Below are 16,337 nucleotides of genomic sequence, written 5' to 3'. Positions count from 1 at the left end.
CAGCCGGGTTCGTCGGTGGAGCCGGTCGGACTCAACCCAGGGTGCGCCCGGTGAGGGTTTCTGCCGCGGCGATGCCGCACACGCGTGCGGCACCGTGGGTGGAGACTCGGGTCAGTCCCTGGGCATCACCGTAAGGCAGGCCCATTTCCACGACGACGGTGTCCGGCCGGGCCGCGACGATTCCGGCGAGCAGGTCGGCTGCCGAGATATTGCGGTGCAGGTCGCGGACGACGACCACGAGCGGCCGGCCCGCGGCGGCGGCGAGCTGGCCGTCGACGAGGCCGAAGGCGCGGAGGCCGGGGCGGGCGACGGTGGTGCCGGGCAGCGCGTCGGCGAGGTACGCGCCGACGCCCCACGGGGTGCGGTCGCCGACCGCGATGTTGGCCTGCGAGGTGAGTTCGAGGACGTGCGCCGGGCCGCTCAGCGGCGTGAAGGCGCCGTCGACGCGGATCGCGCGGCGGGCCGCGGCCAGGCCGACGGCGTGGTCGCCGGCCGGGCCGCCGCGGGCCGCGACGGACGTGGTCCAGGCGGCGAGTTCGCCGACCCGGCGGGCGGCGTCGGCGAGGCGGTCCTCGGCGAGGCGGCCTTCCCGGACGGCGGCGACGATCGCGTCGCGCAGCAGCACGACGGTGTCCTCGTCGCACAGTCCGCCGCCGACGCACACCGCGTCGGCACCGGCGGCGAGCGCGCGAACGGTGCCGTCGGCGATGCCGTAGGTGTCGGCGATGGCGCCCATCTCGATGCCGTCGGTGACGATCAGGCCGTCGAAGCCGAGTTCCTCGCGGAGCAGTCCGGTGAGGATGGCGCGGCTGAGCGTCGCCGGGTGCGTGTCGTCGTAGGCGGGCAGCACGATGTGCGCGGACATGACGGCCTTGGCGCCCGCGGCGATGGCCGCGCGGAACGGCAGCAGGTCGCGGGCGGCGAGGAGTTCGCGCGTCGCGTCGACGCGCGGCAGTCCCAGGTGGGAGTCGACCGCGGTGTCGCCGTGTCCGGGGAAGTGCTTGACGCATGCGGCGACGCCGGTGGCCTGCAGTCCTTCGACGTAGGCGACGGTGTGCCGGGCGACGAGTTCCGGGTCGGCGCCGAAGGAGCGGACGCCGATGACCGGGTTGTCGGCGTTGGAGTTGACGTCGGCGTCCGGGCCCCAGTTGAAGGTGATGCCGCAGCGCGCCAGGTCGCGGCCGAGGCCGGTGGCGACGTCGCGGGTCAGGTCCGGGTCGTCGACCACGCCGAGGGCGAGGTTGCCGGGCCAGGAGCTGCCGGTGCCGACTTCGAGGCGGGTGACGTCGCCGCCTTCCTCGTCGACGGCGACGAGGATGTCCTCCTTCTCCTTGCGGAGGGCGGCGGTGAGGGCGGCGACCTGGTCGCCGGAGTGGATGTTGCGGCCGAAGAGTCCGACCGAGCCGAGGCCCTCGCCGATCCGGCGGCGGACCCAGTCGGGTGCCTCGGTGCCGGCGAAGCCGGGCTGGAGGACGGTCAGGGCAAGACGTTCGAGGTGGTGCGACGCGTGCGACATCGAGATATCAGCCCTAGCCCTTGACCGCGCCGGAGGTGAGACCGCCGGAGACTTTGCCTTGCAGCACCAGGAAGATCAGCAGGACGGGCAGCATGAACAGCGACGCGGCGGCCATGGTGGCGCCCCAGTCGACGGTGAGCCCGTTGCTGAAGTCGTTCAGCCACTTGGGCAGCGTCTGCTGCTTGGGGTCGGAGAAGAGCAGCGCGTTGGCGAAGGCGAACTCGTTCCACGCGGTGATGAAGCCGAACAGCGACGTGGACAGCAGGCCGGGGGCGAGCAGCGGGAACACGACGCGGCGGAACGCGCCGAACCGCGTGCAGCCGTCGACGCGGGCGGCTTCCTCCAGCTCGACGGGGATGCCGCCGAGGAATCCGCGGAGCGTGACGATCGCGAACGGCAGGGTCATCACGAAGTAGATCGCGGTGAGGAACGGCAGCGAGTTGAGCAGGTCCTGGTCGCGGCCGATGAGGAACATCGGGATCATCAGCGCTTCCCACGGCGCCATCTGGGCGATGAACACCATGAGGATGAACTGCGCGCGGCCGGGCCACTGCATGCGGGCCACCGCGAACGCGGCGAAGCAGGCGATCACCAGCGACAGTCCGACGCCGCCGATCGCGATGACGAGGCTGTTGGTCCAGTAGTCCCAGAAGTTCTTGACGTCGACGGCGGCCTTGAAATGCTCGAACGTCAGCGACGACGGCAGGAACTTGGGGGTGTCCGCACCGATTTCCTTGGCCGGCCGGAATGCCGTCAGCAGCATCCAGTACACCGGGAAGATCATCACCACGAACGTGATGAGCGCCGCGATGTTGAGCGGGATCCGCTTGAGGGTGCGAGGCTTCAGGGCCTTCACTTTTCGGCCTCCCGCTCTTGCTTGAACAACTGACGGAAGTAGAAGACGAGCATCGCCGCGATGAGCAGCACGGTGACCGTCGAGATGGCGCCGGCGACGCCGTAGCGCTTGAGCTGCATGCCGACTTGGTAGGCGTAGACCGGCAGCGTCGCGACGTCGTCGATCGGGCCGTTGTCGCCGGCGATCGACCAGATCTGCGCGAAGCTCTTGAAGATCCAGATGATCTCCAGCGAGGTCACCAGCAGGAAGATCGGCCGGAGCATCGGGAAGGTGATGGAGCGGAAGATCCGCACCGGGCCCGCGCCGTCCAACCGGGCGGACTCGTAGACCTCGGTCGGGATGGTGGTGAGGCCCGCGTAGATGGTGAGCGTCGCGAACGGCACCGACTGCCAGACGAGCAGGATGAACACGACGACGAGCGTCGACGAGCCGTGCGCGAACCACGTGTAGTCGTCGAACGAGTCGAAGCCGAGCTTGACCAGCAGGTAGTTGACGATGCCGTTGTCCGAGCGGAACAGCCACTTGAAGACCGTGGTGGCCGCGATGACCGGCATGGCCCACGCGGTGACGAGGCTGGTCAGCACGAGGATGCGCATGACCTTGCCGAGGCGCATCAGCATGAGCGCGATCAGGGTGGAGAGCACCATGATCGCGACGACGTTGACGCCGGTGAACCAGAAGCTGCGCTTGGTGACCTCCCAGAACTTGTCGTCCTGGAAGATCTCCTTGAAGTTGTCGAAGCCGACCCAGTCGCCCGACAGGCCGAGGGTGAATTCCTTCTTGCCGTAGTGCTTGAACCCGAGGATGGCGTTCTTGACCACGGGATAGAACAGCAGGAAGACGATCCCGAGGGCCGCCGGGGCGACCATCAGGTAGGGGCTGACCAGCTGGAGCGGGCCGCGTCTGCGCCGGGGGCGCTTGTGGGAGTTCGACTCGCCGGCCGGCGCGTCGTTCCGCGGGGGCTGCGTGGGCGTCGCGACCACCGCATCTGCCTTCGAGGCGGACACTGGTGCCTTCCCGTCGTTCGGTGTCGGGTGTCGGGCCTGCGTCCGGCCCCGCCGGGGACTGTTCCCCGGGCGGGACCGGACGCGCGGTGCTGTGCGGCCGTTCGGATCGTGGCGGCGTCCGTTGAGGACGGTCGCGGGACGGTGCCGCCCGATCCGCGCCGGCGGGTCAGCTCTTGGTGTTGAGCACCTTGGTGATGGCCTCGTCGGCTTCCTTGCCGGCCGCGATCGGGTCGCTGCCGGTGAGGACCTTGGTCAGGTACGCCTTCAGCGGGTTCGCGTCCTCGACCGCGCCCCAGTTGTCGGACGCCGTGGCCGGGATGACGAAGCCGTTCTGCGCGCCGATGGCCTGCGCGGTGGCGCCGGGGACGCCTTCGAGCGCGGTGACCTGGGTGGTCTTGCTCGGCACGTAGGTGAGTTCCTTGGCGAGCTTGACCTGGTACTCGTCGCTGTTGATCAGTTTGATGAGGTCGTACGCCAGTTCCTTGTTCTTCGACTTCTCCGGGATGAAGAGGTCGGAGCCGCCGGTCAGGTTCGCGCCCGGCTTGGCCGCGTCCTTGCCCGGGATCGGGAAGTAGTCGTACTTGCCGGCGAGCGCCGGGTTGGCCTTGATGACGTTGGCCAGCTCACCGGGGACCGCGACGAACTGCGCGATCTTGCCGTTGGCCGCGGCCACCGTCTCGGGCTGGGTCTTCTCGTCGCTGTCCTTCGGGCCCTTGCCGTAGGACGCCAGCTCCTTGTAGAAGTTCGCGGCGGCGGCGCCCTGCGGCGTGCCGACGTTGGCCTTCCACTTGTCGCCGTCCTTCGTGGTGAGGTCGGTGCCCTCGTCCTTCAGCAGGCCGCTGTAGAAGTACCAGTTCTGGCCGGGCAGGTAGATGCCCTGCTGGTCGCCGGTGTTGAGCTTCTTGGTGGCCTCGAGCCATTCGGCGCGGGTCTTCGGCGGGGTGATGCCGGCCGCGGTGAAAGCTTCCTTGTTGTAGATGACGACGCGGTCGGCCGCGTAGAACGGTATGCCGTACTGCTTGCCGTCGACCTTGCCCGGGCCGGCCAGGCCGGGGATCCAGTCCTTGCCGCCCAGCTCGTCGACCTTCGACGTCAGGTCGTACACGCCGCCGGTGGCCGCGTAGCCCGCGATCTGGGTGTTGCCCGCCTCGACGACGTCCGGGGCGTCGTTGCTGGCGATCGCGCTGCTGATCTTCTGGCCGATGCCGTTCCACTGCTGGACCTGGATGTCGAGCGTGGCACCCGGGTGGGCGGCCTCGAACTTGGCCTTGATGTCCGCGTTGTACGCGTCGCTGGTGGAGCCCTTCATCACCCAGACGGTGACCTTCTTGCCCTTGCCGTCGGCCGGTGCGTTGCTCGCCGGAGCCGCCGAGGACGAGCTGTCCTTCTTGTCACCGCTGTCCGAGCTGCCGCAGGCGGCAACGCCGGTGAGCGCCGCCGCGACACCCGCCGCGACGAAGAGACGACGCTTCACACCATCCTCCTCAGGATGCTTGGTACCGCTGGCCGCGGGATTCGCGCTCCCCGCTTCGGCCCGCCGTGTGCAACGGGCCTTCGGCTTGCGCCTGGGGGGAGAAATACGGAGTGCGAACCTGGACGAGGGTTGCGCGGTGACCACCAATGGTTTAGACCATTCCGGAGGTTGGCATAGACCAATTGGGGTGTCAAGGTTCCGCAAGAGACCCGCTGTCAGCCGTTATCCGACCGACACCTGGCCGGTCGGAGAACCTCTCGGAGGACCCCGTCCGGGGCATCCGCCGCGAGGTGGTCGTGCCACGATGGGGACCGAACGTGTCAGGAGGGCACCGGTGACGGCGGAACAAGGGGCGACCGCGACGGCGGGCGCGGAGCACCACCACGCGAGCGAGACCAGCGAGGGCGCGGAGAGCGCGGCGCGGGAGCCGAAGTACTACCGGCTCAAGAAGCATCTGCTCGAACTCACCCAGACCCAGCCGCCGGGCACCCCCGTGCCGCCGGAGCGCACCCTGGCCGGCGAGTTCGACATCTCCCGGACCACCGTCCGCCAGGCTCTCCAGGAGCTGGTGATCGAAGGCCGCCTGGAACGCATCCAGGGACGCGGCACGTTCGTCGCCAAGCCCAAGGTCGCCCAAAGCCTCCAGCTGACCTCGTACACCGAGGACATGCGGGCCCAGGGCCTCGAACCCACCTCCCGTCTCATCGACATCGGCTACATCAACGCCGACGACCAGCTCGCCGAACGGCTCGCCGTCCGGCCCGGCAACCGCGTGCTGCGCATCGAGCGCCTCCGGCTGGCCAACGCCGAACCGATGGCGATCGAGACGACGCACCTGTCCACCAAGCGCTTCCCGTCGCTGCGGCGCACCCTCGACCGGTACACGTCGCTGTACACCGCGCTGAGCGAGGCGTACGACGTGCATCTCGCGGAAGCCGAGGAGACCATCGAGACCGCCCTCGCCAACCCGCGCGAGGCCGGACTGCTGTCCACGGACGTCGGGATGCCGCTGCTGCTCCTGTCCCGGCACAGCTTCGACACGGACGGCGAACCCGTGGAGTGGGTCCGCTCGGTGTACCGCGGCGACCGCTACAAGTTCGTGGCGCGCCTGCAGCGACCCCAAGGGTGACATACGCGCAAGCAAACGGACATATGGGGGCTGGTGCGGCGCCCGGTGCAGAGAAGCACGGAAACCTGAAAAACTCGGAAAAAGCCCGGTGAAACGCCAACGGCGGCCGGATCCCGGGAGCCGCCGCTCGCCGGGTTCCGGCCGCCGTCCGGAGAGGATTGCCGTTCACTCCGGGTTTCCGCCTGTGCAGAAGGCCGGGGTCGCGTGCCCGGATCCGGGCCGCCGCCCGGTCCGGGCTCCACGCCCACACCCCGATCCTGCCCGGGGAGCCGGCGCCGAACCCCGGCCCGGAAGTCCCGGTATGCGGGACCAAAGTCCCGATTGCCCGCCCGGGCCCTAAGCTCTCGCCCCGTGAGCATCTTGGTGGTGACCGGGACCGATACCGGCGTCGGGAAGACCGTGGTGACGGCCGCCGTGGCGGCCTTGGCGGCCACGCGGGGTTCGTCGGTGGCCGTGGTGAAGGCCGCACAGACCGGCGTGGCGACCGGCGACGTGCCCGACGTGGACGAGATCGGGCGCCTCGCGGGCATCACCGACCTGCACGAGTACGCGCGGTTCGCCGACCCGCTGTCCCCCGCCGCAGCGGCCCGCCTGGAGGGCCGCGCGCCGGTGAACCTGTACTCGGCCGCCGACCGGATCCGCGAGCTGGCCGAAACCCGCCGCCTGGTCCTCGTCGAGGGCGCCGGCGGCCTCCTGGTCCGCTTCGACGACGAAGGCACCACGCTCGCCGACCTCGCGCACACGCTCGGCGCGCAGGTCCTGGTGGTGACCCGCCCCGACCTCGGCACCCTCAACCACACCGCCCTCACGCTGGAGGCGATGGCGCACCGCGGCATCGACCTCGCGGGGGTGGTGATCGGCTCGTGGCCGGAAAAGCCGGACCTCGCGATGCGCTCCAACGTGCGCGATCTCGAGACGCTCGCGGCCCGCCCGCTGGCCGGTGCGATCGGCGCCGGCGCGGGCGCGCTGCACCCCGCGGAGTTCCTCGGGGCGGCCCGCTCGAGTCTGGCTCCAGCCCTGGGCGGTACCTTCGACGCGGGCGTGTTCCGTGCCGCCCACGATCCAGCGCGAGGTGAACGGTGACGGAGACGCTCGACACGACGAACCGGCAGGCCCCCGCGGACGGCGACATCCTCGCCGTCGCGCGCGAGCAGGTCCTGGAGCAGGGCCGCGGCCTGACCGCCGACCAGGTGCTCCAAGTGCTGCGGCTGCCCGACGACCGCCTCGAGGAGCTGCTGCAACTCGCCCACGAAGTGCGGATGCGGCACTGCGGCCCCGAGGTCGAGGTCGAGGGCATTGTGTCGGTCAAGACCGGCGGCTGCCCCGAGGACTGCCACTTCTGCTCGCAGTCCGGCCTGTTCCCGTCCCCGGTGCGGGCCGCGTGGCTGGACATCCCGTCGCTGGTCAAGGCCGCCGAGGAGACCGCGGCGACCGGCGCGACCGAGTTCTGCATCGTGGCCGCGGTGCGCGGGCCCGACGAGCGTCTGATGAACCAGATGCGGGACGGCGTCAAGGCCATCCGCGACAAGGTGGACATCAACATCGCCGCGTCGCTCGGCATGCTCTCCCAGGAGCAGGTGGACGAGCTGGCCGACATGGGCATCCACCGCTACAACCACAACCTGGAGACCGCCCGCTCCTACTTCCCGAACGTGGTCACCACCCACACCTGGGAAGAGCGCTGGGACACCCTGCGCATGGTGCGCGCCGCGGGCATGGAGGTGTGCTGCGGCGGCATCGTCGGCATGGGCGAGACGGACGAGCAGCGCGCCGAATTCGCCGGGCAGCTCGCCGAGCTGGAGCCGGACGAGGTGCCGCTGAACTTCCTCAACCCGCGGCCGGGCACGCCGTTCGGCGAGCAGACGGTCATCGAGCCGCGTGAGGCCCTGAGGATCATCGGCGCGTTCCGCCTGGCGCTCCCCCGCACGATCCTGCGCTACGCGGGCGGCCGCGAGATCGCCCTGGGCGACCTCGGCACCGAGAAGGGCCTGCTCGGCGGCATCAACGCGGTCATCGTCGGCAACTACCTGACGACCCTCGGCCGCAAGCCGGAGAGCGACCTGGAACTCCTCGCCGACCTGCAGATGCCGGTCAAGGCGCTGAACCAGACGCTGTAAAGGCAACTCGTCCGTCGGGCCCGTGCCGGTTGCGGCACGGGCCCGACGCGTCCCCGGACCCGCTCTCGGAAAGCTCCGGAAAGCTCCGGAAAGCCCTGTCCCCCTCGCCCGACCCGGCATACCGTGCCCCTCGGAGGTGGGCGGCATGACGGACACGGAAGCGGTACCCGGCACCGACGCGGGGGACGGTGACGACGGCCTCACCGGTCACGGCGGCGAGCATGCCGTGGCCGCGTTCCGCGCGCACGGCATCGACACGATGTTCACGCTGTCCGGCGGCCACGTGTTCCCGGTCTACGACGGCGCGGTCAAGGCCGCCGAACCCCTGCGGATCCTCGACGTGCGGCACGAGCAGTCCGCCGTCTTCGCCGCGGAGGCCACCGCGAAGCTGACCCGCCGCCCAGGCCTGGCCGTGCTGACCGCCGGCCCCGGCGTCACCAACGGGGTCAGCGCCGTCACCACCGCGCACATGAACGGCTCCCCGCTGCTGGTCTTCGGCGGCCGCGCGCCCGCCTTCCGCTGGGGATCCGGCGCGCTGCAGGAGCTGGACCACCCGCCGCTGCTGGCCCCCGTCACCAAACGCGCCGCGACCGTGCACGAGACCGAGCGGATCGCCGCCGACGTATCCGACGCGCTGACGCTCGCCGCGACCCCGCACCGCGGCCCGGTGTTCCTCGACGTCCCGATGGACGTGCTGTTCGACCGCGGCAGCGCCCCCGCCCCGGTCCCCGCCCGCATCGCCCCGGTCGCCCCCGACCCGGACGCGATCGACGCGGCCGCCGCCCTGCTCGCCGACGCCCGCCACCCGGTCCTCGTCCTCGGCCACGACGTGTGGATGGGCGGCGCCGAAGACGCGGCACGGCGTGCGGCGGAAACCACGGGCATCCCGGTCGTCGCGAACGGCATGGGGCGCGGCATCCTGCCCCGCGGCCACGAACTCCTCGCGTCCCGGGCCCGCGCCGCCGCCCTCGGCCGCGCCGACGTCGTCGTGGTCGTCGGCGCGCCCCTGGACTTCCGGCTCGGCTACGGCGTCTTCGGCGGCCGCGACGGCACCCCGCCGGCCCGCGTCGTGCACCTGACCGACGGCCCCGGCCAGTCCGCACCCGGCGGCGGCGCGCCCGCGGTGTCGGTCCGCGCCGACTTGGCGCTCGCGCTGGACGCACTGGTCGAAGCGTGGGCGCGCAAGGCCGCGCCGCGGGCGTACCGGGACTGGAGCGCGGAGGTGCAGGGGGCCGCGCGGACGGCGTACCAGTCGGACCGGGCACTGCTGGACGCGGGCGGCGACTCCATCCATCCGGTGCGGGTCTACGGCGAACTGCTGCGCGTCCTCGACGACGACGCGGTGGTGATCGGCGACGGCGGCGACTTCGTCTCGTACGCGGGCAAGTACGTCGAGCCCGCCCGCCCCGGCGGCTGGCTCGACCCGGGCCCGTACGGCTGCCTCGGCACCGGCCTCGGCTACGCGATCGGCGCCCGTCTCGCCCGCCCGGCCGCGCAGATCGTGCTGCTGCTCGGCGACGGCGCCGCGGGCTTCTCGCTGATGGACGTCGACACGTTGGTCCGGCACCGCCTGCCGGTGGTGATGATCGTCGGCAACAACGGCATCTGGGGCCTGGAGAAGCACCCCATGCGGTCGCTGTACGGCTACGACGTGGCCGCCGACCTCGCCCCCGGCACGCGCTACGACGAGGTGGTCCGCGCGCTCGGCGGCGCGGGCGAGACGGTGGCGGCCCCGGACGGCATCGCCCCGGCGCTGGCCCGGGCGTTCGCGTCGGACGTGCCGTACCTGGTCAACGTGCTCACCGACCCGGAGGCGGTGTACCCGCGCAGCACCAACGGCGTGTGACCGCCCCGTGCGGCCTCGGTCGGGTCGGGTCGGGTCAGTCCCGAGGCACGCGTTTGAGGAAGCGTTCGCGGTCGACGATCACCCGGGTGACTTCGCCTTGGCCGACGAGCCGTCGCGCGGCGTCCTCGGCGACGATCGAGAAGCGCACCAACCGGCCGTCGACGTAGACGACTTCGGCGCGGACCGTGACGGTGCCGCCGACCGGCGTGGCGAGCAGGTGCTCGAGCGCGACCCGGGTGCCGACCGAGGTGCGGTCCGCGCCGACCAACCCGACGAGGGCGCGGACGGTGGCCGCTTCGGCGAGCGCGAGCAGCCGCGGCGTGCCGAGCACCGGCAGGTCGCCGCTGCCGACCGCGGCCGCGGTGTCGGCGTCCGTGACGGTGTGGGTCAGCTCGGCGTGTGTTCCCGGCGACACCGGGATCGGCTCGTGCGGCATGGGCCCGTACTCTAACGACCGTGAGCGCTTCGGAGACCCCCACCGCCGCGGACGTCGACCGCTATTGCGACCAGTGCGGCGAGCCCGCCGGCTCGGCCGGCCACGAGGCGTGCGCCCGGCGCCGCGACCTGGAGCCGCCGCGGTACTGCGCGGACTGCCGGCGCCGGATGGTCGTGCAGGTGACGCCGCGCGGCTGGACCGCGAAGTGCGTCGAGCACGGGGTGCGGACCTCGGGCTGAGGCCGCCTGCGGCGGCGCTCAGGAAATGACCGCGATGAGGTCGCCCTCCTGGATGACGTCCCCCTCGGCGACCTTCAGCGCCTTGACGGTGCCGGCCGTCTCGGTCAGCACCGGGATCTCCATCTTCATGGACTCCAGGATCACCAGCGTCGTGCCGGCCTCGACCGCGTCGCCCTCGGCGACGACGATCTGGGCGACGTTGGCGACCATCTCGGCGTAGACCTCCTCGGCCATCCCCGCTCCTCGTTCGTATGGTCCGCACCCGGTGTCGGGGCGCGGATCGATGCGCGGCCCGCGTACGCGCCCGCGGGGGTCGCGGTAGCGCCCGCCCGGCAAAAATCCAACCACGCGGCGAAGGCCCCTCCGGGATGGCGCGGGGTACAACACACGGCGCGGAACTTTGTAGGGGCGTCGGCGCGGCGTACCGGGTCTCGGACCGCGCAGCGCGATACGACCATCACACCGGCCCATACGGCGGTATGTCGCAGACCATCCAGGGTCCTCCGGATTGGCGACAATGCGGCCATGGGTCTCGCCGTGCTCGTCCTCCTGCTCGCGCTCGCCGTCGGGGCCGCCCTCGGCGGACGGGTCTCCGGCCTGTCCCGGCTCCCGGTGCGGCACTTGCCGTGGCTGGGCGCCGCGTTCGCGTGCCAGCTCGCGGGCGCGCTGGCCACCGACGTGACCCCGCACCAGCTCGCCCTGCTCGCGTCCGCGGGCCTGGCCGCGCGGTTCGCCGCGGGCAACCTGCATCTCGCGGGCGTGCCGCTGGCCGCCGCCGGGCTGCTGCTCAACGCGCTGGTGATGGCGGTCAACGGCGGCATGCCGGTGTCCGAACACGCCGCGGCCCGTGCCGGGGTGCCGCTGGAACGGCCGAGCGAAGCGGGCCGGTTGGCCGCCGGGCCGGACACCAGGCTCGACTGGTTCGCCGAGTCCCTGCCGGTCCCGCTGCCGCTGCGGCCCGAGGTGGACAGCCCGGGCGACCTCCTGGTCGCCGCCGGGGTCGGCCTGCTCGTGGTGGACGGCATGCTGCGCGACCGCGGGCCACGGCGGCTGCCGCCGATCCCGCAGGCCCTGCGGCGCCGGTTCGCCCGGCCGTCCGGCAACGGCCGCGGGCCTTCGGCCGGTTCGGCCGCCGCTTCCGTGCGCTCCGTCGACTCCGCCCGCTCGGCAGGCTCCGTCAGCCTCGCCAAAACTCTTCCCGGGAAGGCGCAACCTCCGGCGCGCTCCGGCTCTCTTCCCTCGTAGAGGCCCTCCGGGGGCCCGGGGAGGTGGGGCGTTGGGGGGTCACGACGAAGCGCTCCGCGAGTTCATCGCCGTGCGGCGCGGGCCTTTGCTGCGCAGCGCGTTCCTGCTGTGCGGCGACATGCACGACGCGGAGGACCTGGTCCAGACGACGCTGGTCAAGGTCGTGCTCGCCGGTCGCAGGCTGGACCGGATCGACAACATCGAGGCGTACACGCGCCGCACGCTCATGAGCGTGTTCATATCCTCGCGCCGCCGTATGTGGCGGCGCGAACACCCGCACGCCGCACCGCCGGACACCGCGGCGGCCGCGGGCGGCGACCCCGACATGGGCCTCGCGGTACGCGTCGCCCTGTCCGCCGTGCCGCCGCGCCAGCGCGCCGTGCTGGTGCTGCGGTACTGGGAGGACCTCAGCGTCGAGGAAACCGCCCAGCTGCTCGGCGTCTCCCCGGGCACCGTGAAGAGCCAGAGCGCGCGCGGCCTGGCGACGCTGCGCGCCGCGCTGGGGGACGCACTGCCCGACGAGGCCGCGCGCCGCGTCACGTCCGCCGAGGAGGCGAGGCTTTGAACCACCCGGACGACCTGCACGGCATTGACCGCACCGAACAGGATTCCGACGACATGCACGCACACCGGCTCCTCGGGATCGCCGGCGACAGCCTGCCGATCCCGTACGGATCCGCCTCGACCGCGCAGGTGGACGCCGTCCTCCGGCACGCCGGGCGGATCCGGCGGAGGCGCCGGTTCGCGCTGGTCGGCGGGTCGGCGGTCGCGGTGGCGGCGGTGGCTTTGGGCACCGCGCTGATGCCGCGGGCGGACGGCAGCAGTTCGGCGCTGGGGGATCCCCCGGCGTCGTCCGCCTCGCCTTCGGCGGCCGCATCCGCGGCACCGTCCGCCACCGCGCGGACCGGGACGCCGAGCCCCTCCGCCTCGGCAACCGGCGCCCCACGGAGCGGCCTGCACGGGAACGGCGACGACCCGGAACCGCCGCACACCTCCGCCCGGCCCACCACCACACCGAAGACGGCCAGTCCGCCGCCGAGCAAGACCGCGACGACGACCGGCACGCCCTCCACGGCCGGCCCCGCCGCGCTCGTGAACTCCCTGCTGCCGGCCGGCACCGGCACGGTGCGCCGGGAAGCCGACCGCGTCACTCCCTCGTACACGCCCAACCCGATGTCCGGCCGCTACCTGCTGACCAAGAACGGCAAGACCGCCTACCTCGACATCACGGTCGTGGACAAGAAGGTCAACGCCGACCAGCCGCGGCCGACCATGGCGCAGGAGCGCGCCACCAACCACTGCGAGGACTTCGGCATCGTCGCGCCGAACACCGACTGCGCGCACGTCACGCTGCCGGACGGCTCGCTGCTGTCCACGTTCTCGGCGCCCGGCAACCAGCAGGAACCGGGCAGCGATCACGTGTCGGGTCCTGGCTACGACGCGTGGATCATCTACCCGAACGGCAACCAGGTCGAGATCTACGCCTCGTCCGGCATCACCGGCCCGGGCGGCCTCGGCCCGCGCTACGACCAACCGCCGCTCACCAAGGACCAGTTGGCCTCGCTGGTGAAGTCCGGCGCGTGGTTCAAGAGTTCCTGACGGCCGTAGTGGTGCGGCTCAGGCGCCGTCCGCGTGCTCCGCGGCCAACGCCCCCGCGACGCTATGCGAGTCCTGCGTGCCGAGCCGCGGCACGGGCAGCGGCGGCAGCCCTTCCAACCCGGTGCCGACCGGTGCGGTGAGCCCGGCGGCGGGGCGTTCGGCGAGCGGCCAGCCGTAGCGGCGCAGCGCGGTCTCCAGCGCGGTGACCATGCGCGGGTCGAACTGGTCGCCGCTGCACCGGTGCAGCTCGGTCAGCGCGGCCTCGATCGGCCGGGACCGGCGGTACGACCGGGTCGACGTCATCGCGTCGAAGGCGTCGGCGACCGCGATGATGCGGGCGAACTCCGGGATGGCGTCGCCCGCGAGGCCACCGGGGTAGCCGCGGCCGTCGAGACGCTCGTGGTGGTGCAGGATGCCGTCCCGGCCCTCGCCGAGGAAGTCCAGGTCGCGCACCAGGTCGGCACCGCACTGCGGGTGCCGCTGGATCGTCTCGCGCTCGTCGGCGTCCAGCGGACCGGACTTGGTGAGCAGCCGGGTCGGCACGCCGAGCTTGCCGACGTCGTGCAGCAGGGCGGCGTAGCGCAGCAGCACAATGCGCTGCCGGCCCATGCCGAGCTGACGGGCAATCAATACGGAGGCGTATGCCACGCGTTCGCTGTGCGCTCGGGTATAGCCGTCCTTGACCTCGACGGCCCGCAGCAGGCTGCGCACCGCCGCGTCGCGTGCCGCTTCACCGCGCACCCGCGTCAGGTTGCGCCGCAGATACAGCAGCGCGGCGGACGCCATCACTGCGCCCTGCAACGCAATCCCGGCCCCCACACAGAGGGTTCGGGTGGTGGACCGGCCGTCTGGAACAGTCGGCAGGGTTCCCATGCGACTGCCTCCTCGGGCTCCGGTCGCGCATTCAACCGCCAACCGAGAATAGGACGGCGTACGGGCGCTGAGCGCCTTCTGTCCGTTTTACAACGCCCGATTCTGCCGGATTAACCCGAACGGGGGGCGCGCAATGTGGGGTTCGCGGCTTTTCGCGCCCCGCGCATACGCGGGCCCGGAAATGCCGAAGGCGCGCCGGGCGATGCCCGGCGCGCCTTCGCAAGTCTGCGCCCTGTGTCGTCGCGCGGATTCGCCCGCTAGGCGCCCGGCTTGTCGACGATCACGGTGTCGACCTGCTCTTCCACCACGATCCGGCTGCCGTCGGACTGCGTCGCGACCTCGATCTTCACTTCGCGGATCCGGGCCAGGACCTTGCTGCGCAGGTCGACCGGCACGTCGTCGCAGCCGCAGCAGCGCTGCACGAGCGCCTTCACGTGCTGCTCCAGCCCGTACTTCTCCAGACACGGCGAGCACTCGTCCAGATGTGTCCGAATATCGCCGCAGTCCGCATCGGCCAGCTCGTTGTCGATGTACTCGTAGAGCTTGCCGAGGATCTGCGCGCAGTCAACCTCGTGGTGGTCGCCGCAGCTCATGAGACGGAACCTTTCGAATCCGTGCCCGTGCCGGCCGGGACGAGCCCGCGCTCGCGGGCGTAGTCCTCCAGCAGGGTGCGCAACTGGCGGCGTCCGCGATGCAGCCGGGACATCACCGTACCGATGGGGGTACCCATGATGTCCGCGATCTCCTTGTACGGGAATCCCTCGACGTCGGCCAAGTACACGGCGATGCGGAATTCCTCCGGGATGGCCTGGAGGGCTTCCTTGACGTCGGAGTCGGGCAGCCGGTCGAGCGCCTGGGCCTCGGCCGAGCGGAGCCCCGTCGACATGTGCGACTCGGCCCGCGCGAGCTGCCAGTCCTCGATCTCCTCGGTGGCGCTCTGCTGGGGCTCCCGCTGCTTCTTGCGGTAGCTGTTGATGAAGGTGTTCGTGAGGATCCGGTACAGCCATGCCTTGAGGTTGGTGCCCTCGCGGAATTGGTGGAACGACCCGTACGCCTTGGCGAACGTCTCCTGCACCAAGTCCTCGGCATCGGCGGGATTGCGCGTCATGCGCAGCGCGGCCGAGTACAGCTGGTCCAGATACGGCAGCGCGTCGCGCTCGAACCGCGCGTCCCGCTGCTCCAGGGTCTCTGTCTCCGCGACCGGACCCACCTCCTCAACCCGATGGTCCTCGCGGACCACCTTCGACCCGCTAGACGTCGACGATATCGGTCGCTTGCGATCACCGCCCGGCACCCAGGCAGGCCAAGTCAGGATCGACGCGTCGTTCCCGGCGTCGGCACGGCCGACAGGGGGCGTGGCAGTGAGCATTGGCGACCTCCACAGATCGAGGATGTACCGGCGACAACGCGAGGAGCACGGCGATCATTCCCCGGCGCACACGGCCCCCGGGCGCACACTCCGGCGCCCGTCGGCACCGCCCGCGCGCCGGAGTACCACGCCAGGTCCACGAGGTCGGGCGCGTCCGAACGGGGGGTGGGTCGGACGGTCGAGACGGGCGAGGCGAGTTGCGTGGGACGGGCGTGTCGGACGAGACGACGGATGGGCCGGCGGGCTGACGGCGCGGACGCGAACGGCCGGCGGCTCCGTCGATCCGGCGCGGACACGGGCCCTGAGGCTTGCCGAGCACGGCGGAGAAATGCCGGGCGGCGAGGGGTGTGTCGCGGGACGCGGCCGGCCCCACGGCGACAGAGCCGGGCGGCCGTCCGGCTCGGACACTTCGCGGCGTGCCGGTTCGGTCTGCCGGCGGCCAGACGAGCGTGAGCGGGTTGCCTGCGGGGGGCGCGTGCTCAGGGCACCAAGTCGGCCAGGCGACGCCGCCGCCACCGTCCTCGTCGTCGACGAAACCTGCGCCGACCTCGCCCTGGACACCCCGGCCCCGCACCCCGACCACCCCGCACCCGTCGCCGCACTCGACCGCGCGGGCACCGCAGCTCGGCGG

Annotated in this window: 17 protein-coding genes; 8 read left to right on the top strand and 9 right to left on the bottom strand. The window is 71.8% G+C overall.

The annotated features are described in order from the left end of the window. Positions 1–31 precede the first annotated feature (31 nt). From ABEA93_RS04260 to ABEA93_RS04245, 4 genes are all read right to left on the bottom strand, one after another. On the bottom strand, positions 32–1,516 hold the full coding sequence (locus tag ABEA93_RS04260; RefSeq protein ID WP_345673883.1) for a glycoside hydrolase family 3 protein: 1,485 nt from the start codon (positions 1,514–1,516) through the stop codon (positions 32–34). Positions 1,517–1,529: 13 nt separating this feature from the next. Next, entirely contained in the window at positions 1,530–2,372 is an 843-nt protein-coding gene (locus tag ABEA93_RS04255) for a carbohydrate ABC transporter permease (RefSeq protein WP_425584800.1), read from the bottom strand. Continuing rightward, positions 2,369–3,379, bottom strand: a complete 1,011-nt coding sequence (locus ABEA93_RS04250; RefSeq protein WP_345673882.1) for a carbohydrate ABC transporter permease — start codon at positions 3,377–3,379, stop codon at positions 2,369–2,371. Before ABEA93_RS04250 ends, ABEA93_RS04255 begins: the two co-directional genes overlap by 4 nt. 166 nt (positions 3,380–3,545) lie before the next feature. Continuing rightward, positions 3,546–4,853 carry an extracellular solute-binding protein gene (locus ABEA93_RS04245; protein ID WP_345673881.1) on the bottom strand — a complete coding sequence of 436 codons (1,308 nt, stop codon included), beginning with the start codon at positions 4,851–4,853 and terminating at the stop codon, positions 3,546–3,548. Positions 4,854–5,157: 304 nt separating this feature from the next. Between ABEA93_RS04245 and ABEA93_RS04240 the strand changes: the two genes are divergently transcribed. From ABEA93_RS04240 to ABEA93_RS04225, 4 genes are all read left to right on the top strand, one after another. Beyond that, a complete protein-coding gene (locus ABEA93_RS04240) occupies positions 5,158–5,982 on the top strand; it encodes a GntR family transcriptional regulator (protein WP_425584799.1) in 825 nt (274 codons plus the stop codon). Between the two features lie 351 nt (positions 5,983–6,333). Beyond that, positions 6,334–7,065, top strand: coding sequence for a dethiobiotin synthase (bioD, locus tag ABEA93_RS04235; RefSeq protein ID WP_345673879.1), 732 nt, complete (start codon positions 6,334–6,336; stop codon positions 7,063–7,065). Next, positions 7,062–8,099 (top strand): biotin synthase BioB, encoded by a 1,038-nt coding sequence (bioB, locus tag ABEA93_RS04230; RefSeq protein WP_345673878.1) that lies wholly within the window; start codon positions 7,062–7,064, stop codon positions 8,097–8,099. The genes bioD and bioB overlap by 4 nt, the downstream gene beginning before the upstream one ends. A gap of 145 nt (positions 8,100–8,244) precedes the next feature. After that, entirely contained in the window at positions 8,245–9,945 is a 1,701-nt protein-coding gene (locus ABEA93_RS04225; protein WP_345673877.1) for an acetolactate synthase, read from the top strand. 34 nt (positions 9,946–9,979) lie between these two features. On the opposite strand, the gene ABEA93_RS04220 is transcribed toward ABEA93_RS04225, so the two are convergent. After that, the gene (locus ABEA93_RS04220; RefSeq protein WP_345673876.1) at positions 9,980–10,381 is read right to left on the bottom strand and encodes a thioesterase family protein; all 402 of its coding nucleotides are present in this window, start codon (positions 10,379–10,381) and stop codon (positions 9,980–9,982) included. Between the two features lie 20 nt (positions 10,382–10,401). Here ABEA93_RS04220 and bsaP point away from each other — a divergent pair, with 20 nt between their 5' ends. Next, positions 10,402–10,620, top strand: a complete 219-nt coding sequence (gene bsaP, locus ABEA93_RS04215; protein WP_345673875.1) for a biotin synthase auxiliary protein BsaP — start codon at positions 10,402–10,404, stop codon at positions 10,618–10,620. A gap of 18 nt (positions 10,621–10,638) precedes the next feature. Here the strand turns inward: bsaP and ABEA93_RS04210 are convergent, their stop codons facing one another. Further along, positions 10,639–10,854, bottom strand: coding sequence for a biotin/lipoyl-binding carrier protein (locus ABEA93_RS04210; protein ID WP_345673874.1), 216 nt, complete (start codon positions 10,852–10,854; stop codon positions 10,639–10,641). 291 nt (positions 10,855–11,145) lie between these two features. Between ABEA93_RS04210 and ABEA93_RS04205 the strand changes: the two genes are divergently transcribed. From ABEA93_RS04205 to ABEA93_RS04195, 3 genes are read left to right on the top strand one after another with little or no spacing between them, the layout of a single operon-like run. Further along, entirely contained in the window at positions 11,146–11,865 is a 720-nt protein-coding gene (locus ABEA93_RS04205; RefSeq protein ID WP_345673873.1) for a DUF5317 family protein, read from the top strand. A 31-nt stretch (positions 11,866–11,896) separates the two neighbouring features. Then, a complete protein-coding gene (locus ABEA93_RS04200) occupies positions 11,897–12,430 on the top strand; it encodes a SigE family RNA polymerase sigma factor (RefSeq protein WP_345673872.1) in 534 nt (177 codons plus the stop codon). After that, a complete protein-coding gene (locus tag ABEA93_RS04195; protein ID WP_345673871.1) occupies positions 12,427–13,464 on the top strand; it encodes a hypothetical protein in 1,038 nt (345 codons plus the stop codon). Before ABEA93_RS04200 ends, ABEA93_RS04195 begins: the two co-directional genes overlap by 4 nt. Before the next feature lie 18 nt (positions 13,465–13,482). On the opposite strand, the gene ABEA93_RS04190 is transcribed toward ABEA93_RS04195, so the two are convergent. The 3 genes from ABEA93_RS04190 to ABEA93_RS04180 form a co-directional block, all read right to left on the bottom strand. Beyond that, entirely contained in the window at positions 13,483–14,250 is a 768-nt protein-coding gene (locus ABEA93_RS04190) for an HD-GYP domain-containing protein (RefSeq protein WP_425584797.1), read from the bottom strand. Between the two features lie 344 nt (positions 14,251–14,594). Continuing rightward, positions 14,595–14,930: a mycothiol system anti-sigma-R factor gene (gene rsrA, locus ABEA93_RS04185; protein WP_345673870.1), complete on the bottom strand. Its 336-nt coding sequence runs from the start codon at positions 14,928–14,930 to the stop codon at positions 14,595–14,597. Next, complete coding sequence (locus ABEA93_RS04180; RefSeq protein WP_345673869.1) at positions 14,927–15,706, bottom strand: sigma-70 family RNA polymerase sigma factor; 780 nt, start codon at positions 15,704–15,706, stop codon at positions 14,927–14,929. Before ABEA93_RS04180 ends, rsrA begins: the two co-directional genes overlap by 4 nt. Between the last annotated feature and the right edge of the window lie 631 nt (positions 15,707–16,337).

Origin of the sequence: Yinghuangia aomiensis, assembly GCF_039542225.1 — a bacterium.
Lineage (GTDB): Bacteria > Actinomycetota > Actinomycetes > Streptomycetales > Streptomycetaceae > Yinghuangia > Yinghuangia aomiensis.
This window is presented reverse-complemented; position numbering and strand designations above follow the sequence as displayed.